Source organism: Paracoccus sp. pheM1 (assembly GCF_018499825.1).
GTDB classification, from domain to species: Bacteria; Pseudomonadota; Alphaproteobacteria; order Rhodobacterales; family Rhodobacteraceae; genus Paracoccus; species Paracoccus versutus.
Genome location: NZ_JAGXCX010000003.1, coordinates 486,094 through 506,332 on the forward strand (window position 1 = coordinate 486,094; position 20,239 = coordinate 506,332).

Annotated in this window: 16 protein-coding genes; 7 read left to right on the forward strand and 9 right to left on the reverse strand. The window is 63.8% G+C overall.

Going from position 1 to position 20,239, the window contains the following annotated elements:
- Window positions 1-31: 31 nt before the first annotated feature.
- Genes KF941_RS25085 through KF941_RS25100 form a run of 4 tightly spaced genes read left to right on the forward strand, consistent with a single transcriptional unit; the run spans window position 32 to window position 3,259 of the window.
- Window positions 32-922: a branched-chain amino acid ABC transporter permease gene (locus tag KF941_RS25085; protein ID WP_036757308.1), complete on the forward strand. Its 891-nt coding sequence runs from the start codon at window positions 32-34 to the stop codon at window positions 920-922.
- Window positions 922-1,791, forward strand: a complete 870-nt coding sequence (locus KF941_RS25090; protein ID WP_036757257.1) for a branched-chain amino acid ABC transporter permease — start codon at window positions 922-924, stop codon at window positions 1,789-1,791. The genes KF941_RS25085 and KF941_RS25090 overlap by 1 nt, the downstream gene beginning before the upstream one ends.
- Window positions 1,788-2,546 (forward strand): ABC transporter ATP-binding protein, encoded by a 759-nt coding sequence (locus KF941_RS25095; protein WP_214274915.1) that lies wholly within the window; start codon window positions 1,788-1,790, stop codon window positions 2,544-2,546. Before KF941_RS25090 ends, KF941_RS25095 begins: the two co-directional genes overlap by 4 nt.
- A gap of 2 nt (window positions 2,547-2,548) precedes the next feature.
- On the forward strand, window positions 2,549-3,259 hold the full coding sequence (locus tag KF941_RS25100) for an ABC transporter ATP-binding protein (protein WP_214275237.1): 711 nt from the start codon (window positions 2,549-2,551) through the stop codon (window positions 3,257-3,259).
- 26 nt (window positions 3,260-3,285) lie between these two features.
- Here the strand turns inward: KF941_RS25100 and KF941_RS25105 are convergent, their stop codons facing one another.
- Complete coding sequence (locus KF941_RS25105) at window positions 3,286-4,470, reverse strand: FAD-dependent oxidoreductase (protein WP_214274916.1); 1,185 nt, start codon at window positions 4,468-4,470, stop codon at window positions 3,286-3,288.
- 293 nt (window positions 4,471-4,763) lie between these two features.
- Between KF941_RS25105 and KF941_RS25110 the strand changes: the two genes are divergently transcribed.
- Together KF941_RS25110 and KF941_RS25115 are read left to right on the forward strand one after the other, a co-directional pair.
- Window positions 4,764-5,888: an ABC transporter substrate-binding protein gene (locus KF941_RS25110; RefSeq protein WP_147279044.1), complete on the forward strand. Its 1,125-nt coding sequence runs from the start codon at window positions 4,764-4,766 to the stop codon at window positions 5,886-5,888.
- 55 nt (window positions 5,889-5,943) lie between these two features.
- Entirely contained in the window at window positions 5,944-7,911 is a 1,968-nt protein-coding gene (locus tag KF941_RS25115) for an FAD-dependent oxidoreductase (RefSeq protein ID WP_214274917.1), read from the forward strand.
- Between the two features lie 51 nt (window positions 7,912-7,962).
- Here the strand turns inward: KF941_RS25115 and KF941_RS25120 are convergent, their stop codons facing one another.
- Genes KF941_RS25120 through KF941_RS25135 form a run of 4 tightly spaced genes read right to left on the reverse strand, consistent with a single transcriptional unit; the run spans window position 7,963 to window position 13,470 of the window.
- Window positions 7,963-8,562, reverse strand: a complete 600-nt coding sequence (locus KF941_RS25120) for a sulfotransferase family 2 domain-containing protein (RefSeq protein ID WP_214274918.1) — start codon at window positions 8,560-8,562, stop codon at window positions 7,963-7,965.
- A 59-nt stretch (window positions 8,563-8,621) separates the two neighbouring features.
- Window positions 8,622-9,395 carry a sulfotransferase gene (locus KF941_RS25125; protein WP_214274919.1) on the reverse strand — a complete coding sequence of 258 codons (774 nt, stop codon included), beginning with the start codon at window positions 9,393-9,395 and terminating at the stop codon, window positions 8,622-8,624.
- Window positions 9,396-9,403: 8 nt separating this feature from the next.
- Complete coding sequence (locus KF941_RS25130; protein WP_214274920.1) at window positions 9,404-12,043, reverse strand: glycosyltransferase; 2,640 nt, start codon at window positions 12,041-12,043, stop codon at window positions 9,404-9,406.
- Between the two features lie 11 nt (window positions 12,044-12,054).
- Window positions 12,055-13,470 carry a DUF6212 domain-containing protein gene (locus tag KF941_RS25135; protein ID WP_072461789.1) on the reverse strand — a complete coding sequence of 472 codons (1,416 nt, stop codon included), beginning with the start codon at window positions 13,468-13,470 and terminating at the stop codon, window positions 12,055-12,057.
- Between the two features lie 463 nt (window positions 13,471-13,933).
- Here KF941_RS25135 and glf point away from each other — a divergent pair, with 463 nt between their 5' ends.
- The gene (gene glf, locus KF941_RS25140; protein WP_214274921.1) at window positions 13,934-15,079 is read left to right on the forward strand and encodes a UDP-galactopyranose mutase; all 1,146 of its coding nucleotides are present in this window, start codon (window positions 13,934-13,936) and stop codon (window positions 15,077-15,079) included.
- A 37-nt stretch (window positions 15,080-15,116) separates the two neighbouring features.
- Here the strand turns inward: glf and KF941_RS28200 are convergent, their stop codons facing one another.
- The 4 genes from KF941_RS28200 to KF941_RS25160 form a co-directional block, all read right to left on the reverse strand.
- On the reverse strand, window positions 15,117-16,367 hold the full coding sequence (locus KF941_RS28200; RefSeq protein ID WP_214274922.1) for a polysaccharide pyruvyl transferase family protein: 1,251 nt from the start codon (window positions 16,365-16,367) through the stop codon (window positions 15,117-15,119).
- A gap of 67 nt (window positions 16,368-16,434) precedes the next feature.
- Entirely contained in the window at window positions 16,435-17,541 is a 1,107-nt protein-coding gene (locus KF941_RS25150; protein WP_214274923.1) for a hypothetical protein, read from the reverse strand.
- A gap of 48 nt (window positions 17,542-17,589) precedes the next feature.
- Window positions 17,590-18,489, reverse strand: coding sequence for a glycosyltransferase family 2 protein (locus tag KF941_RS25155; protein ID WP_214274924.1), 900 nt, complete (start codon window positions 18,487-18,489; stop codon window positions 17,590-17,592).
- Between the two features lie 8 nt (window positions 18,490-18,497).
- Entirely contained in the window at window positions 18,498-20,117 is a 1,620-nt protein-coding gene (locus tag KF941_RS25160) for a glycosyltransferase (protein ID WP_214274925.1), read from the reverse strand.
- Window positions 20,118-20,239 lie beyond the last annotated feature (122 nt).

Sequence of the window (20,239 nt, forward strand, 5' to 3'; positions counted from 1 at the left end):
CGAAGAACCCCGGCCGGGAAGGGAGAGGCTCGTGTTCCTGCAACAAATCGTCAACGGATTGGTGATCGGCGGGGTCTATGCGCTGTTCGCGCTTGGCTTCACGCTGATCTTCGGCATCCACAAGATCATGAACCTCGCCCATGGCGGGATCTTCATGACCGGGGCCTTCATCGGCCTTTACTCGGTCCAGGCGGGATTGCCGCTTTGGCTGGCCTTCATCCTGGCGATGATCGGCGCCGGCCTCGTCTCGGTCATCATCGAGGTCACGGCCTTTCGCCGCCTGCGCCAAAGCGGCGAGGTCGAGTTCAGCGCCCTGATCTCCTCCATCGGGGCGAACCTGGTGCTGGTGTCCATCGCGCAGATGCTGTCCAAGACCCAGGTGCTGCGCTTTCCCTTCGACACCTTCCCGGTGGTGATCTTCAAGGTCTGGGGGCTGCGGGTCTCGGCGTTGCAGCTGGCGATGGCGGTGCTGGCGATCCTGCTGGTGGCGGGGCTTTCCTGGTATCTCTACCGGACCGGCTTTGGCCGCCAGGTCCGCGCCGTGGCGCAGAACGAGCGCGCGGCGCTGCTGGCGGGCATCCGGCCCAGCGTCATCTATTTCCAGACCTTCATGCTGTCGGGCATGCTGGCAGGGGCGGCGGGGGTGCTGGTCGGGCTGGCCTTCAACTCGATCCACTTCATGATGGGCGACCCCTTCCTGCTGCGCGGCTTCGTCGTGGTGATCCTGGGCGGGCTGGGCTCGGTCGCGGGGGCGCTGGTCGCCTCGCTGGGCTTCGGCGTGCTGCAGACGCTGAGCGTCGCCTACCTGTCCTCGCGGCTGTCCGACATCATCATCTTCGGCCTGCTCTTTGCTGTGCTGCTGCTGCGCCCCAACGGCCTTTTCGGGCAGGACGAGGCCGGCGTGCTGAGGGGGCGCCGCTGATGGACACGCTGCTGAGCTTTCGCCCGCTTTTCGACCTGTTCCTGATCCACCTGGGCTTTGCCTATTCGCAATATATCGTGCTGCGCGCCGGCGCCTTTTCCATCGGCAATGTCGGCCTGTCGGCCATCGGCGCCTATACCGCGGCCATCCTGACGGTGAACTACGGCCTGCCGCTGCCGGTGACGCTGCTGGCCGGGGCCTTTGCCGGGCTGGCCTTCGGCGCGCTGCTGGCGATCCCGCTGGCGCGGCTGCGCGGGGTCTACCAGGCCATCGCCTCGCTGGCCTTCGTGCAGATCGTGCTGTCGGCCAATCTTTATGCCGAGAACGTCACCGGCGGCGCCATGGGCTTTTCCGGCATCCCCAAGCTGGTCGGCACCGGGACGCTGCTGGTCTTTGCCCTGGCGACGATCCATGTGATGCTGGCGATCTCGCGCTCGCGGCTGGGCCGGGCCTTCGACGCCGTGCGCGAGGACGAGGGCATGGCCGTGTCGCTGGGCATCAACGCCGCGCGCACGCAGGCCATCGCCTATATGATCTCGGGCCTGCTGGCCGGGCTTTTCGGCAGTCTCGAGGCGCTGCATTCCTATGCGGTCGAGCCGAACCAGTTCGGCTTTCACCTGATCATCGTGATCCTGTCCTATGTCGTGCTGGGCGGGCGGCGCAGCGTCTGGGGGCCGCTGGTGGGCGTCGCCCTGCTGATCGCGCTGCCCGAGATCTCGCGTCCGCTCGCCGATGCGCGGATCATGATCTATGGCCTGATCCTGATGGCGGTGATGAACTTCATGCCGCGCGGCATCGTCGACACGCTGGTCGCCCGCCGCACCCGCGCCGCCAACCCCGAGGTCCGCCAGGCAGAGGTGAAGGGATGACCGATCTTGTCCTTGAGCATGTCCACAAGAATTTCGGCGGCGTCATCGCCTCGAACGATGTCAGCATGCGGGTGCCGGCGGGCCGGATCACCGGCCTGATCGGGCCGAACGGTGCCGGAAAGACCACGCTGATCAACCTGATCACCGGCATGCTGTCGCTCAGTTCGGGCAGGGTGCTGTTCGGGGGGCGCGACATCTCGGCCGAGCCGGCCGACAAGGTGGCGCGCGCCGGCATGGGCCGCACCTTCCAGAACATCCGCCTGCAGAAGGAGGCGAGCGTGCTGGCCAATGTCATGGTCGGCTTTCACCGGCACGAGACCTGTTCGCTGGTCGCGGCGATCCTGGGCCTGCCCTCGTCGCGGCGCGAGGATGCGCTGCTGCGGCAAAAGGCGATGGCGCTGCTCGGGCGGTTCGGGATGGCCGGGCATGCCGACAACCCGGCGGGCAGCCTGGCCTATGGCCACCAGCGCAAGGTCGAGATGATGCGGGCGCTCGCCACCGATCCCGACCTGATCCTGCTGGACGAGCCGGTCGCCGGCATGAACGACGTCGAGGCGCTGCAACTGGGCCGGATCTTTCGCGAGCTTGCCGACGAGGGCAAGGCGATCCTGCTGATCGAACACAACATGCGCTTCGTGCAGGAGCTTTGCGACCACGTCTATGTGCTGGACGGCGGCCGGCTGATCGCCGAGGGCAAGCCCCGCGACGTGGTCGCCGATCCCGCCGTCATCACCGCCTATCTGGGAGAGGAATGATGCTGCTGACGGTGACGGACCTCCATGCCTCCTACAGCGGCATCCGCGCGCTGGCCGGGGTTTCGCTGAACGTCGCGCAGGGCGAGATGGTGGCGCTGATCGGGCCGAACGGCGCCGGGAAATCGACGCTGCTGAACTGCATCAGCGGCATCGTCCGGCCCGGTGCCGGCCAGATCCGGGTCGAGGGGGCCGAGCTGGTGCGAAAGCCCGCCTGGGCCATCGCGCGCATGGGCATCCTGCAATCGCCCGAGGGACGGCAGGTGCTGCCCGACATGTCGGTGATCGAGAACCTGCGGGTCGGCGCCAACGCCCTGCACGGCCGCCGGCCCACCCATGACATCCAGGCGGTGTTCCGCCTGTTCCCGATCCTGCGGGAGCGGCAGGAACAGCTGGCCGGCTCGCTTTCCGGGGGCCAGCAGCAGATGCTGGCCATCGGTCGCGCGCTGATGGGCGGGCCGCGCCTGCTGCTTCTGGACGAGCCCAGCCTGGGGCTTGCCCCGGTCATCGTGCAGCAGGTCTTCGACGCGCTGGCGCAGCTGCGCCGCGACGGCATGACGATCCTGCTGGTGGAACAGAACGCGCGCAAGGCCTTGCAGGTCTCGGACCGCGCCTATGTCATCGAACACGGCCATGTCGTGGCCGAGGGGCCCAGCCGCAGGCTGGCGCAGGACGACGGCGTGATCGCGCATTACCTGGGCACCGGCGGGCATTAGCCCGCCCTGCCCTTGTCCCCGCGCCGCTATGCGGCCGCGGCTTCGGTTTCCAGCGCCCGGCGCGCGCGCATATGTTCGGCCGGCAGGTTCACCGTCTCGACGCAGACCAGCCTTTCGCCGCGATAGCTGCGCACCAGAAGCCGCGCCGGGTCGGGCGAGGGCTCGATCTCGGTCCGGTCGGCGCCATCGCGCAATCCGGCGATTTGCAGCTTGTGCGGGCCCTGGTCGCTCCAGAACCAGGGCGTCCTGGCAAAGGGCACGGGCTGGCCCGCCAGCCGCTCGGCCAGGCATTTCGCCTGATCCACGGCGGCCTGCACGGATTCCAGCCGCAGATGCGGCCCGCCCGGCCCCTGCGCCACGGCGGCGCAATCGCCGATCGCCGAAATGGCCGAGTCCGAGGTCGCCAGGAAGCAATCGGCAAGGATGCCGTTGTCCACCGCAAGCCCGGCCTCGCGCGCCAGTTCCGCATTGGGCACCACCCCGGTCGCCATCAGCACCGCATCCGCGGCAATCGTCCGGCCATCCGCCAGCTCCACCGCGCCGGCGGCACCGTCCGGCCGCGCCAGGATACGCCGGACCGTAACGCCCAGGTGGATCTCGGCCCCTGCGTCGCGATGCGCGCGCAGGAAATGGTCCGACACCGCCGGCGAAACCGCCCGCGCCATCAGCCGCCCGGCCGCCTCGAGCAGCGTGACCCGCAGGCCGGCGGCACGGAACACCGCCGCCGCCTCGAGCCCGATGAAGCCGCCGCCGACGATCACCACATGTCGCGCGGCCGCGGCCAGGCTGCGCATCCGGTCGGCGTCGTCCAGGCCGCGCAGCGCCATCACCCCCGGCAGGTCCGCGCCCTCGACGGGGGGAAGCCGGTTGCGGGCGCCGGTGGCCAGGACCAACTGCCCATAACCCAGCCGCCGGCCGTCCGACAGCACGACGGCGCGGCCTGCACGCTCGATCCTTTCCACGCGGCTGGAGGTCAGCACGGTGATGCCGTTCATTTCATAGAACTCGGCCTTGCGCAGCAGCAGGCGCTGGGGCTCGCCCTCGTTGAAATAGGTCTTGGACAACGGCGGGCGGCTGTAGGGCAGGAACGGCTCGTCCCCCACCAGGACGATGGGGCCGGGATAGTCCTTCTGCCGCAGGCTGATCGCCAGCTGGCAGGCGGCCTGCCCCGCCCCGACGATGACGACTGCATGATGATGGCTTCGCTGCATGGGGCCTCCGCTGGAAAAGGCGATCCCGGCGGGCCGCGCCGGGAAAGCATCTTCGCCGACAAGAACCGATCCGCACAGGCATCTCAAGATAAAAATACTAAATAGCAGGTTTATGTATGCAATACTGCACCAAGATTCCAGGCTGATGCCTGACAAACACGGGAAATCTAACCGCACGGTGTAGCCCGCGCGGGGAAAAGCCCCGTATGCCCTCAGGTGTGCCTAAATTAAAAATATATTTGACTGGTGAAATAAATATCATGAATGTGCCAAAAAATACAAGGGAGGAATCGATGAAACGAATGATCGCCGCCACCGGCGCGGCCCTGATTGCGCTTGCGACGCCGGCAATTGCCGAGCAGCCGACCGTGGTCATCATGCAGTCCCTGACCGGCCCGGCCGCCTTCATGGGCGCCGGCGTGTCCGAGGGCATGGCCATGGCCTTTGCCGAGGCGAACGAAAAGGCCGAGTTCGGCGCCGGCAAGTCCGTCCGCGTCCTGGTCGAGGACGATGCCTCGGACCGCACCCAGGCGCTGACCCTGATCACCCGCCACGCCAACGCCCCGGAGGTCAGGATGATCCTGGGCCCGACCAGCGGCGCCGTCGCCATCGCCGGGGCCGAGCTGGGCAACCGGCTGGAACTGCCCATCGTCACCCTGACCAACAACCTGGACATCCCCGCCGCCGGACCCTGGGGCTTCATCAGTACGCAGCCACCGCGGCAGATGATGTCCTACCTGGCCGATTTCGCCGCCGACACCCGCAAGGTTGAAAGATGCTCGACCGTCTCGATCAAGGAGATCGAGGTCTATGTCGCCCTGCGCGCGGCCTTCGAGGATCTGGTCCGCGAAAAGGGCGTCGCCGTCGTGTCCAGCGAATCGGTGTCCTCCTCGGACATCGACTTCTCGACCCTGGCGACCAAGATCGCCGGGCAGGACATCGACTGCCTGTTCATCTCGGCCATGGCGGCGCAGGGCGGCAATATCGTGCGCCAGCTTCGCGAAGCCGGTCTGGACGAGAAGGTCGAGATCTTTGGCATGAACACCTTTTCCTCGCCCGAGTTCACCCAGACCGGCGGCGGCGCGACCGAGGGCGTCTACATGCTGTCCGACTGGGTGCCGGGCGGGTTCAACGACTTCTCGGTCGCCTTCGCGCAGAACTTCCAGGCCCATGCCGGCCGGGCGCCGGACAATTGGGCGGCGCTTGGCTATACCATCGGCCGCGTGGCCATCGAGGCGATGAAGGCCGCCGGACCCGAAAGCGGACGCGACGCCATCCGCGATGCGCTGAGCGCGACCAGGGACGTGGCCTCGGTGATCGGCAGCGGCTCCTACAGCTATGTCGACGACCGCTCGCCGGTCAGCGGCAGCAACGTGGTGCAGATCAGGAACGGCACCGCCGTGCTTTATACCGAATGACCCCCCGGCAGGGCGCGGCAAGACAGCCGCGCCCCACCCAGATGGAGTGATCGCGATGGTGGCCGAGCCCCAGCATTTCCCGCATATCTTCCGCCCCCTTCGCATCGGGGACATGCAGCTTTCCAACCGGATCATGGCGCCGCCGCATGGCCGCATCATCGCCGATCCGCTGGCCTCGCCGAAAGAGGCCGAGCGCTTTTCCGGCTATTGGCTCGAACGGGTCCGCAACGGCCTTTGCTGGGTCGACGGCGTCAATACCTTCATCGACAACCGCATGGTGCCGCGCGGCTATGCGCCCTCGGGGCTGGGCGCGATCCTGCGCGGCAGCGTCCACAACCCGCAGTATCGCGATCGCATGGCGCGCCTGGCCCAGGACATCCACGCCCATGGCGCCGTGGTGACGGCGCAGGTCATCAACCAGGGCGCCATGCCGCATTCCGCCTCGGGCGTGCTGGCCAATTACACCAACAATGCCGGCACCCACACCCTGACCGGCCCCGAGATCGCCCGCATGATCGAGGATTACGTCCTGGTCGCCCGCACCGTGCGCGATTGCGGGCTGGACGGGATCGAACTGCACGCCAATCACGAGGACGTGCTGCAACTGTTCCTGTCGCCCGCGACCAACCACCGGCAGGACGAATACGGCGGCAGCGCCGAAGGCCGGCTGAAGCTGCTGACCGACGTGCTTTCCGCCATCCGCGCCGAGGTGGGGCGGGATCTGACCCTCGGCATCCGCTTCAACATGCACGAGCTTTTCGAAGGCGGCTACGATCTGGACGAGGGCATCGCCATCGCCCGCGCCGTCGAGGCCACCGGGCATATCGACTTCTTCCATGGCGTCATCGGCAACAACTGGGGCGCGCCCAGCTATATCCAGCCGCATCTCTACGGCGTCGCGCAATGGTCCGAGATGGCCGGCCGCTATCGCGCCGCCCTGTCCGTGCCCGTGGTCTATAGCGGCCGCGTCGATTCCCCCGAGGCGGCCGAGGCCGTGCTGGCCCGCGGCCATGCCGACGTGGTGGGCGTCGCGCGCGGCTTTTTCGCCGACCCCGCCTTCGTCGCCAAGGCGCGCCAGGGCCGCAGCGCGCAGATCGTGCCCTGCATCGGCTGCAACGACTGCCTGCACGCGGTCTCGGTCGAGAAGCTGCCCTTCGGCTGCGCGGTCAATCCCCGCGCGGGTCGCGAGGCCGACCCGCCCCCCGCCCGCGCCGCCCAGCCGCGCCGGATCATCGTCGTCGGCGCCGGCCCGGCCGGGATGGAGGCCGCCGCGGTTGCCGCCGAACGCGGTCACGCGGTGGTGCTGCTGGAGCGGGAGGAAGCGCCTGGCGGGCAGATGCGGCTGGCCGCTGCCGTGCCCGAGAACCGGCAATTCCTGGCCTATATCGACCGCCAGCACGACCGGCTGCGCGCCGCCGGCGTGGACATCCGCCTGGGAACCGAGGCCGACCCGCAGGCGATCACGGCGCTTTCGCCCGACGTGCTGCTGCTGGCCACCGGCTCGCGCCCGCGCCGCCATGCCATTCCGGGCGCCGAACTGCCTTTCGTGATCGAGGGTCGCGACCTGCTGGCGGGGCGGGCGCAGGTCGGCCGCCGCGCGCTGGTCGTCGCCCGCGAGGATCACATGCAGCCCCTGACCGTGGCCTCGGCGCTGGTCGAGCGCGGCGTGCATGTCCGGCTGCTGTATCAGACGCCGGCGGTCGCGCCGCTGGTGGGGAAATATTCCATCGGCGCGATCATGGCCCGGCTGACCGCCGCCGGCGCCGAGTTGCGCGTCATGGAGCGCGTCACCGCCATCGCGCCCGGCCGGGTGGCGACGCGCAACGTCTATTCCGGCGCCGAGGCGCTGCATGAAGGTTTCGACAGCGTGGTGCTTGCCTGCGGGGCCGAGCCCGAGACCGCGCTGGCCGAGGCCTTGCAGGCGCGGGGGATCATCGCGCCCCTGCTTCTGGGCGACGCCTATGTGCCGGGTCGCATCCTTGCGGCGACGCGGGAAGCCTATGAGATCGCCGCGCGGCTGTAAGGAACGCGGCGGCCGCGAGGGGTTCGCGGCCGCCCGGCATGTCTGCCGGACCTAGGGCTGGTAGCCGAAGGTTTCGAAATCGCGGGCGTAATGGTCGCGCACGCGGATGCGGTCGGCGAGGCTCCATTCGATCTCCAGCGGGTCCGAGCGCAATTCATGCGGGTTCTGCTGGGGCGGGGTCACGCCCAGCCGCTCGGCCACGGCCGCCAGGGGGCCGGAGAGCCCGTCCTCGAGCTTGAAGACCTCGACATCCTTGCCGAGGAATTCCCATTGCGGGCGCAGGTGGTTGTCGAGGTGGAACTTGGCGCGGCGCTGCTGGTCCAGGTTTTCCTCGATCCAGGGCGAAAAGGCGGGCAGGCCCTTCCAGAAACTGTCCTTGGCCAGCTGCGCCCGCATCCGGTATTCGCTTTCGATCCGGTGATAGGGGTTGCGCACGATGGTAAAGGCGTAGTCGAAGAAGCCCTCGCCCAGCAGCGCCTCGATATCCTGCGCGCGATAATGCTGCGGCGTGCAGCGGCTGGCATGGGGAATGCCCATGGAAAACAGCCGCAGGGGAGCGATGCCCTTCATCCAGCTCTCGACCGAGGTGCCCCCCGCCTTCGGGATATGGATGAAGAGGATACGCTTGCCGTTATGCTGGATGAAGGGCATATGGAATATGCTAAAAAAGCCAATAGTGAATGGAATTCACTTTTGATAACTGCATGCAGTCAACCTTTCTTTTGAAGATGAGTCAGTTTTTCATTTATGATATTGTGCGCAGTCTGAGAGCAAAAATCCTCCCCCAAAAATTCTGCAACCTTTCGGAGAGCATCGTCCCCCTGCACAATATCTTCATATCTGACGAGCATGCTCGCATCACTCGTTTTTAGATAGCTAAGAAATGCATTGTCAGAATTCTTCACGAATCGCCGCACGTCTTCTGCCGGTCTCTCTTTCCACCATCCAGATTTTGATACAGATTCAGCGTCTCTGGTTTGAAAGATAAATTTGGTATTAGGGAAATACTGGGCCACCATATCCAGATGATTATTTAGCATCCCGAGATAGTTAGCCCATCTGATTTCCTTAAACCCGGCAACGCGTGTCCCAGGAGGAGGGGCCAATATTTCCTTAACGAAATTATCGAATACAGTCTTTGCAAATCGGCTCGGGTTAACCAACTCCGCTCCATACCATGGATCCTTTGGCGTCTCCATAATACGTTGCATCTCCACCCGGCGCTTGCTAAAGGGTTTGGCCTTGTCCTCTCGACGGAAGGTAAAATTTACGTTCTCCAGGCTTCGCACAGCCGAACATAGATGATGCAATACGTTATTATTTTCTCCCCTAATACAATAGCCAGGAAAACTATTCAAGTAATTCGACATGAGCGTAGAGCCAGATCGACCGTATGTTACCAAAAATACGTATCCGTCCTTAGGCCCGTAAAGATGCTGGAAATCGCTTCCGTTTACCATCATCCCCTCGGCCAAATCGTTCATCTTGCTCATCATATACTCGCTGCCCCGTCCAAAATCCGCCCGAGACGTTCAATGAATGGCTTGACCGCCGCGGCCCAATCTCGCCCCTTCATATCGTTGCAAGCCTGCACCGATAACCTCTGAACCAAATCGGGATCTTTGGCCAATGGCGTCAGCGCCGAAATCGCTTCGGCAATGGTTTCGGTCTGCGACAAGATAACACCGTTTTCCCATTGGCGCACGACCTCCGACACTGCCCCCGTATCCGTCGCAATTGGAACCACCCCCGAACGCATTGCTTCAAGAATGGTGAGCGGCAGCCCTTCGTAATAGGACGGCAGGATGAAGACATCTGCCCATTCGAAGGCTTCCGCAAGCCCCTCCGGCGTAGTCAGCGGCGGCTCCAGCATATTGGCGATGTCTAGCGGGATCTCGACGGACATGTCTGCCATGACGGACTTACCGATCAACCGCCATTCTATCGGCAGTCGCATGACTTTCGCCATCTCCACAATGGAAACCAGACGCTCCACCCCTTTTTGATGATCAAGCCGACCAAGGTATATGGCACGGAGCGGTGCATGGGCTGCCCTATTCACGCGCCGAGCCACAATCCGCTCTTCTGCGCCTTCCGGAAGGTCAAAGCTCGGGGCATTTGGAAGCGGTATGATCTTGTCCGCTGGCATCCCCATGGCATGACACCAGTCGGCAAGTTGGTGGGAGCATGGAAGAATCAGATCATAAGCGTGCTCAAAGGCCAATCCCAGATAGGTACTTCCATTATGGCGCCGGAACGGGCTAAGATCGCTCAGATGAAGTGAAACGGCTGTTTTCACACCCAAACGCTTCAACGGGCCCATTACGCCGGAGATTGCGCCCCCGTGGAAGTTGATCAGCAGGTCCAGCCAAGCGAACATTGCCGTTGCGTCGCCTTGGTTTCCGAAACGAGACCAGTCTGGCACACCAGTTCCGATATAGGACGACGAGGCGGGTTCCCAGATCTTGAAATCGGGATCCGCCAAGAAGGTCACGCTTTCAAAAGTTTCACGCCATTCTTGGCTGAAATTGCAGCTACTGGAATCAAGGACGAACAGGTGGGGAATCCATCCTTCCGCCTTCATCGCCTTGGCGACATTCAACGCTACGCGTTCAACGCCGCCGAACTCAACCAACGGCAAGGCAAAGCCTACATGACGACCATCAGTCGCCACACGCGGATAAGCCGCTGTTGATCTGGTCGGTGCGCGGGGGATCTCATGAGTCCTGGAGCGCCACGAAATTCCCGGAACGCGCCAGTCCCATTGCTGCGACAGCGCATCCCGGAAGGGCGAAGCCTGGTAACGTGCGGCCAGCGCCACCAGATCATGTGCGGCTGCGGTGTAAAAATCATCCCGCTCGTCAAGCAAGGCGTCCGGCAGTTGTAAGCGCAGCACCGTACTTGGAACATTGCATGGACGCGCAGCCAAGCCAGCGACCCAAGCAATCGAGCTGTCACGAACGACTTCGTTGAACAGGCCGGGGCGGACCATCACCATTGCAGCATGAAGTTCCGTCGACCCCTGCGCTTCTTGTTCGCTCCAGCCAATGCGGTCGGCTTCACGCGGCTCGATCTCCAGCGCGGCGAAGCAATGCTGGGTCAGGCGGCGCTCCATCGTCCACAACACGCCATGCAGCAGGCGGCCGCGGCGCAGCTGCTCCAGCACCGACGAATGCGTCATCACCAGGATCGGCGGCATGTGATGCTGGCTGTTGTCGGTCTGCGTGCGCCACCATTGCTGCTCGAACTCGGCCACGGTCAGGACGCGGCCGTCGGGGGCGTCGGGATCGACCGTCAGCAGCACCTCGTGGCGGTCTGCCAGGAAGATGGCATAGCGCGGCGCCTCTTTCTGCTCCAGTTCCAGCAGCCCGCGCGGGCTGAACAGGCGCTTGTGCTTCTTGCGCATCTCGCTGCGGATCGCTTCGGCATCGCGTTCGGAATCGGCCAGCATGCTCTCGGCGCGCTTGCGATAGAGGAAGCCGAAATTGTCGATGTTGCGGCCACGGAAGCCCGCCTCAGCCGCGGTCAGGAAGAAATCCCAATCCTCGAAGCCGGATTTGAACGAGGTGTCGAAATAGACCCCGGCGTCGAAGACCTCGCGCCGAATCAGGCTGCCGGCCTCGCAGATGTTTATCATCGTGTGGATCAGCAGCGAATAGTCCCCTCCGTAGTCACTGTTCCACGACAGGCCGAACATGTCGATATTGGGATAGATCCAGCCGGCGTCGGGATGCTGCGCCAGCGCCGCCATGGCATTGGCCATGGCGTCGGGACGCAGCCGGTTGTCGGCGTCCAGCATGTAGATCGCCTCGACCGAAGCCCATGTCGCCAGCGCATGACGAATGCCATGGTTGCGCGCATCGCTGAGCCCGCCATTGGGCTTGCGCAGATAGGTGATCCGGTCGGGATAGCTCAGCGCATATTCCCGGCAGACCAGGTCGGTCTCGCGATGCGGGCAGCCGTCGTTGACCAGGACCAGCTGGATCGGGAAGTCCGCCCGCTGGGCCAGGACGCTTTCGATCGCCTCGGCCAGCAGCACCGAATGGCGAAAGATCGGCACGACCACCGCCAGCCGCGGCATCTGAACCGGCACCGTGTCCGCGTCCTGGGGGCGCAGGAGAATCTGTTGCATCCTCTTCCCCCTCAGAACTGCAGGCAGATGTTCGAGAAGGTAGACCAGCCGTAGTGGTTGCTGGAATGCCCGCGCGGCAGGCGCGTCATCAGATAGAGGTCATGCGGCCTGTCCAGCGATTCGGGCAGCAGGACATGCGCCTGGCCCTCTTCCTCGGGCTGCAGCCTGATCCAGCCGGAACTCAGGGCCGGGTCGAAGACCGGCAGGCGGCCGGGCTGGTGCGGGCGCTGGTCCTGCGGCAGCAGCGCCAGTTGGTATTCGACCGGCGGCGCCTCGGCATGGCGGGTCAGGAGCGAGGCGAACACCTGCCGCACGCCCGGCAGGGCCAGCCCCGCCAGGATACCGCATGCGGTCTGGTCGGGCAGCACATGGACCAGCAGCGCCTCGCCGGACTGGAACAGCGGCACGGTATCGTGCAGCGTTTCCAGGTTGATCGCGGTCGCCAGCGTGTCCCGCTCGACCCGGCGCAGGCGGTTCTTGCCGCCGACCTGGATAAAGGCGTTCGCCGGAACCGGCGCCCTTGCCCCGGCGATCCAGCGCCAGATCTGCAAGGCCGGCAGGGTCTCGACCGGCTGGCCGTCGACCTCGGGATGGAAACGCGGCTCGGGATGCTGCACCGCGCTGGCCAGCCGGATGGTATCCCTGCCTTGATAGGCGACGTTCAGCATCAGGCTGATCGTGTCCGGCCCCAGCGCGCGGTCCAGCGAAAAGCGCAGCCAGCCCTGGGTCAGCCGCGCGGCCGGCACTTCCCAGATCGCCAGGGTTTCGTTGGTGTCGGGGCTCAGCAGGCTGACGTTCAGCACCCCTTCCGACGGGGGCGTCTCGTTGCTGATCTGGACCGCGATGTCGCTCAGCCCGACGCTGGAACCCGGCAGCCGCTGCACCAGCCGCGAGCCGTTGCGCAGGGTGATCGGCAATTGCCCCGAGACCGGCGACAGTGTGGTCTCCAGCTTGCGATGCTGCGGTCCGTGCCGATAGACGAACTGCTCGAGGTTCTGGAAGCTGGCCTGGATCTCCTCGTGCTGCTGGCGCAGCAGGCCCAGTTCGCGCATGAACCGGGTCGAGCGCTGCGCGCCTTGCTGCTGGGCCTTGGTCATCTGCACGACCAGCCATTCCAGCACCTTGGCGCGCGCATCCGCGGTATCGGCCATCTCCAGCGGGATTTCCGCCGGAGCATCGACATCCAGCTTGCTGCGCCACAGGCTGGCCAGCTTTGCCAGATGGCCCTTGCCGCTGTCCGACAGGGGCAGGCGGCCGATGACCCGCAGGGCCACCTGGTCGAGCGGCAGGACTTGCCCGCCGTCGTCGTTGAATTCGACATTGTCCGGCGTCCCGGAGGCGACGATCAGGGAGACCGGAAGCGAGAGCGCGCTGACTTCGGCATAGTCTTCGGGCGCCACGAGAATGGAGGCAAATTGTTTGGACATGGGAATGGCGATCACAGTGGGATGAGGAGGGGGGAGGCGGCAAAAGGCCAACTTAGTAAACTAAACTCATCGGTTTTTGCGACATTTGAGCCCGGATGGCAACCGGGCACGAACTATCGCTAGGGCGGTATGCTTTCCGGTTGTATTAAGGCCGCTTTGTGACGGGCTTGCAAAGCGTTTTGCCATCTTGCTGCGCCGCCGGGGCAGGCAAAGCGCAAAGAACCGCTCATTCGGGCGGCGGGCTGCCGCCGGATTGGCCTGCACCCGGCCCGCCCATCGCGCTTCCCCCGGCGAATCACCGCCGGCAGGCATGTTTGCGCCGGCTTTTGCCCTCGCCCCGACACATGCTATAGACCTCGGGCGGCGTTGCTGACATGAGCCGTGGCGCGTGGCGATCTGCCGCGCAACCCAGAAACGGGCCGGTCCCTCCGCAACCGCGGCGGGGCAACGGGGATGAGGGAAGATGAAGATACTGCTTGTGGGCGCAGGACTGTCGGGCGCGGTGATCGGGCGCCAGCTGGCCGAAGCCGGCCATGACTGCCGCATCATCGACAGCCGCCCGCATATCGGCGGCAATTGCCATACCGAGCGCGACCCCGAGACCGGCGTCCTGCTGCACCTTTACGGCCCACATATCTTCCATACCGACGACGAGGGGGTCTGGGACTATGTCAACCGCTTCGCCGAATTCGTGCCGTTCCAGAACCGGGTCAAGACCACCTCGCAGGGCGCGGTCTATTCGCTGCCGGTGAACCTGCACACGATCAACCAGTTCTTCGGCAAGACCCTGCGGCCGGACGAGGCGCGCGCCTTCATCGAAAGCCGCGCCGACCGCTCGATCGCCGAGCCGCAAAGCTTCGAGGAACAGGCGCTGCGCTTCGTCGGCCCCGAGCTCTACGAGGCGTTCTTCAAGGGCTATACCGAAAAGCAATGGGGCTGCTCGCCGCGCGAATTGCCGGCCTCGATCCTCAAGCGCCTGCCGCTGCGCTTCAACTATGACGACAATTACTTCTTCCACCGGTTCCAGGGCATGCCGCGCGCCGGCTATACGGCGATGGTGGCGGCGATCCTGGACCATCCGCGCATCTCGGTCGAGCTGGAGACCCCCTATCGCCCCGAGATGGCGGCCCAGGCCGATCACCTGTTCTGGTCGGGGCCGCTGGACGGTTTCTTCGACTACAGCCTGGGCCGGCTGGGCTATCGCACCCTGGATTTCGAGCGTTTCACCTATCAGGGCGATTACCAGGGCTGCGCGGTGATGAACTATGGCGACCGCGATGTGCCCTGGACGCGCATCACCGAGCACAAGCATTTCTCGCCTTGGGAAAGCCACGAGGGCAGCACCTGCTATCGCGAATATTCGCGCGCCGCCGGTCCGGGCGACATCCCCTATTACCCGATCCGCCTGGTCGAGGAGAAATCGCTTCTGGCGCAATATGTCGAACTGGCGCAGGCGCAAAAGGCCGTCACCTTCGTCGGCCGCCTGGGAACCTATCGCTATCTCGACATGGACGTAACCATCCGCGAGGCACTGGATACGGCAGGGGTGTTTCTGGGGGCGGAAAAGGCCGGAGAGGCAATACCGGCCTTTGTGAAAAGTCCACTTTGATACAGCCCTGCGCTACCAGCCGCGGCTAGGAAGCTTCTCAGGCCGAGGTCAGCACCCTTATATCGTGTTTCGCCATTTCTGCCTTAAAGTTCGCAAACCGCTTGGCGTAGGTTTCCTTGACGCGGGCGATAGCATCAGGCGTCAATCGGGTTTTTATCGCTTTCGCAACCCCTTCGGAAATTAGCTCGTCCGTGGTCATTCGGGGCAAGTCGAAGAAATCTGTCAACTCAGCGACTCTGTTGTCATGGCTAAGAAAGATGCCGGGCCTGCCCACCTGCAAGGCCGCCACACCACCATGGAAGCGATCTCCGATGTAAACGTCATGCGTCAGCGCGACCTGACGCCAGGCCGATGTTTCAGAGAAATAGTAATAATTTGAGAAGTTAACCGGAATCTTCGTATGCTTGGTCAAAAAGGCATTCAAGCGCTCACGGTCACCGGTACAAGTCGCGTCATTGAAAGAGCCGCGCGCATCGATCAGATCGCCATATGCAAAAAATTCATCCTGAAAGACATAGGAGCTGCGAATGTTCTGCAGTGCCTTGGCCAACTTTACGCCGCGCTCGTAATTGCGCCCTCCTTTGAAAGTCAGATAGCCGGCCGCCATCACATTGGCCCGCTCGCCCGCTTCTATGGCCGCCTCCGCGCTTATCGACAGGATTGAGGACGGAAATACGAACATGCTGGGACACCCCAGAGCACGCGCGTTGGTAAAGCCATTCTTGTGCAACCAAGCTTCCGTCTGATGTCCCCGAACACCAAAAACTCGCGCCCGGCGGTTATAGATGTCCAGGATCTCCTGGACGGATGGGTGCATTTTCGACAGTTCAGGCTCACCCTGCATGCCGGCGCCCAACACCATCATCGGAACCGCGTCGCCGATCACATTCAAAGCATCGCGCAGCCGGACCAATTCCTTCTTTTCGGAAATGAAATTTGCGGCCGAAAGGACAAGCAGATCAAAACGATTCGACAGCACCTCCCCAAGGCGAGGGCCAAAAAGACGATGCAAGGTGCCGAGATTGGCGAAAGCGGACCTCCGTCGCCTGCATGCGAAAATACGCGAAGGAGCTTCACCGTGAATGAGATTGCCTCGATTGCTCGTCAGGGAATGCGTATCGCGCAGCCCGGCCAGCTTCTCTGTCGCGGGATGGGACAAGCCGGACGTATTCGGAAGATGGATCTCCGGCAGATAGGATGACGTTCCTGGGCCGTGGAAAAGTATTCTCATGATCGCTCTACTCGCTCCGTTTCCGTTTGGCGTGCTTTCAAGGCCGAAATCGGCCACTCCGCTTCATATCGCGCACGATAACTAGTTCTGCATCCGCAGAGGTGCCGCATGCGACCAGGAAGGTCTAGTTTTTCCAGTTGTTCAGCCAACTCAAGACATCTTCCGGCAGATCACGCTGGCCTGCGTCACGGAGAAGCTTCGGCAGCGCTTCATTCACCGCATCCATTTCCGGGATGGGGCGGCAGCGACCGAAATCATCCAGGTCCGCATAAAATCGCCCTCCGGTCATCTCATCCAGCCGTTCTGCAATCGGTCGGAAGCGGTTCAGCAGAATTTCGCGGTTTCTTGAACCGAACACCTCGATCTGATTATCGGCAGGATGGGCCACTCGCCCACCAACAGATGACAGCCAGCCGACCACCCTGTTCGCTGCATCGCGTGGAAGTTCGTGCAGGGCCCGGCGCCCGACTTCCGCAAAGGCGCTCGGCACCGAGGGGTTCTGATCTTCCGGCAGTTCCAGGTCGCTCGGAAAGGCAATTTCCGCGTTCTTGATGAAGTCTTTTACAGAACCTCCAGCCGCTCTTACAGCGTCAAAGTTTCTGATGACCAGCTTTGCATTGGGAAAATGATCCTCGACCCAGCCCTCGACAAGTCGGGCCTGCTGAAAATGAGCACTGTCCAGATATTCGTCCAGCGCATCCTCGGAAAGCTTGCCGAGCCTAGCGCCGAACTTCAGCCTTTGCCGGTGCCAGGATGACAGATACTCATCCGGCCTCCGCAAGTTGCAATATATCGTAACGTCGTAATGCGCGTATCGCTTTGCCAGCCGCTCGATACTTTTTCGCTCGCGGGTCAAGCCGAAAAGCGCAAAAACCTCAGAACAAAGGATAACGGAATGAGGATCGAGAGCCGCGATCTGGTTATCAATCATTTCGAACATCTGAAACCCGCTTGGCAGGTTTGGATAATAGGGCGGAACTCCGTGACGGTCCTCTTCGGTCTTCAGCTTAAGCGCCAGCGCGTTATGCGGCTCTATAATGTTCAGGCTTTCCCCCAACGTGGGGATATCCCGCCCGGACAACGTGACCAACAGATTGCGCGCCACACCCAGAGATTCCACCGACGGATAAAGGATACCGGCTCGCAGCATACGCAGGAAATTGCTGGACAGGAAGCTTTGTATGGACGTCGAGCCAGTTTTGAAATGGCCGATAAAGATGACAACCTTCAAAGCAATCTCCTTACGTATTCATTCATTGGTATGGCTATCTTAGGTGATTCAGACTGGCACTATCTTCGGCCGGAAGGTCATTCCCCGTGCAATCGCCCGGAAAATCTCCTGCCGCAGCTTCCAGGGCACATTACCGCCCTTCATCTGCAAATGCACGCCATAGGCATAGGCCAGGACGCCCATCAGGCCCGCCTCGCGCCGGCGCCAGGAGGCCTCGTTGCGGGCGCCGTATTTGAACTTCCACAGGCTCTTTTCGTCCACGAGGGCGAAATTCACCCCGCGGTTGTCGGGCGTGTCGTGGATCACCCGGCTTTCGGGACAGAAGATGCCCGGATAGGAACGCGACAGCCGCCGGGTATATTCCGCATCGTCGAACCAGATGAAGTAATCCGCGATCGGCAGCCCATGCTTTTCCACCGCCCAGCGCGGGATCAGGATCGACACGAAAGAGGCGGAATCGACCAGCGCCCAGGCCGCCTCGGGATGCAGGAAACGCGGCCAGTCCCAGACCGGGCGCGGCGTGTTCATCTCGCACAGGGTGCCGTCGATCCATTCCACCCGCGAACAGGCAAAGCTGGGACGCCATTCATGCCGCGCCTCGAAGGCGGTGATGGCATCGACCAGCCGCTCGATCGCGTCCGGCAGCGGATAGGCATCGTCGTCCGAAACCCAGAAATAATGCGCCCCCAGCCCATAGGCGGCCTTGAGCCCCTCGTGAAAGCCGCCGGCGCCGCCGATGTTTTGCGGCAGGCGCAGATAGCGGATGCTCAGGTCGTCCCGCGCGCGCGCCTCGACCAGGGCCTGGGTGTCGTCGGTCGAGGCATTGTCCACCACCAGGATGACATCGGGCCGCCGCGTCTGGCCGTCCAGCGCATCCAGCACCTTCATCAGCTTGGCCGAACGGTTGAACGTCACGATCACCGCGGCGGTCTTGCTCAATGCGCTCATCTGGTAGGCTACTCCTGAAGGCCCGCCGCGGCCTGTTGGTAAAGGGGCATCAGGATTTCCTCGGCGGTGGGATCGCGCGTCAGGTCGGTCCAGGACCGGACCAGCGCCTCGCGCTGCCGGGACAGGAAGGCGGCGTCGCGCCACAGCCGGTCCACCGCCGCGACGATGCCCTTCACGCAGGCCTGCGGCTCCAGCGGCACCAGCAGATCCGGGGGCACGATCTCGGCCTGCGAGCCGACGTCGGTCGAGATGGGGATGCAGCCCTGCTCCACCGCCTCATAGCAGACCAGCGCCAGCCCCTCGTTGTTCGAGGGCAACAGCAGGATGTCCGATTGCCGCAGGATCTCGGGCACCGGCGCATTGGCGGGCAGCAGCGCGACGCGATCCGCAAGCCCGTATCGGCGCAGCAATCCGCGGACCGTGTCCAGGAACGGCCCCTCGCCGACGATCTTGCCGGTCAGCTCGACATCGTTGCGCCCGGCCCAGGCGGACAGCGCGCGGAACGCCTCGGCCACCACGATCGGGCGCTTCTGGTAATAGAGCCGGCCCACGAAGGCCACCTGCAGGCGCTTCTTGCCCGGCTGCATGTTCAGCTCGGGCAGGCCCTTCGGATGCTCGGCCCGATCCAGCATCCGGCCCAGCCGGACCTTGCCGATGACATGGAAATGCTCGCGATAGTAATCCACCAGCTCCTTGCTGATCACATGGTGGATGTCGATGAAGTTCGACCAGACGCCCGAGCTGCGCGGAAAGCCGCCATCGGCATATTCCACGATATGCGTGCTGTCGATCACCTGGACCCAGGGCAGGTTGGCGCGGATCTGCGGCAGCGATTCGTAGAGCGGCCGGCAGTGATGGATATGGATCAGCCGGATGTTCTCGGCCAGGGCCAGCTGTTCGACGTAGCGCGGCCACAGGTCGGGGGGCAGGTAGCGGTCGAGGCGCAGGAAGGTGACGTCCGCGCTGTCGGGCAGCTTCCCGGCCAGGCGCTGGATCGAGGGCACGCCGGCCGCGACAAAGACCCGCAGCCCCGCCTGCTGCGCCCAGCGGATGGTGTCGAAGCCCAGCTTCTCGGCGCCGCCGACCTCGAGCCAATGCATGCCGATCAGGATCGCCGGGCGCTTGTCGCTTTCCGGCGGCCGCGGCGGGGCAAGCAGGGACGACCCGTCCCCCCGCAAGAGCGAGACGCGCGGATGGCGCTTGACCGAGCGGCGCTTGCGCAGCATTTCCGCCTGGTAGCGGATCTTTTCATAGACGAGCGGCGCGAGCCGATGCACCGCCCGCAGCCGCCTGATCGGCGCCCATGGCGCGTCCATCTGCTTGATCTCGCCGGGCAGCGGCTTGCGGGGGATGGACAGCCGGATCGTCACGCCGGGCGCGCCTGGATGGGCGCCGGGACGCTCGAACTGGCCCAGGAACTGCGCATTCATGTGCTGCGGCTGGAAGGTAAAGGGGCCTTCGGTGACGCTGGGCTCGCCCCAGACCGGATCCTTGCCCTCGTAGAGGATGAAATTCAGCCTCTGCGTGGGATAAAGACGGGAATAGATGGAAACGATCTCGGATATCTCGCGCTGGATATGCTCGGCTATATCCTCGCCGACAGGGGCGAGTGCGGTCGTGCTGGTCATGCTGCTGCGCGTCTCATCTGCCTGTGCTCCTTGAGCTTGCGGTGTAATCGAGAACGGCAACAAGGGAAAGCCACTAGCGGGCCCGGCGGCCGTTCTGCGCGCAGTGCGCAGATTGTCGCCAC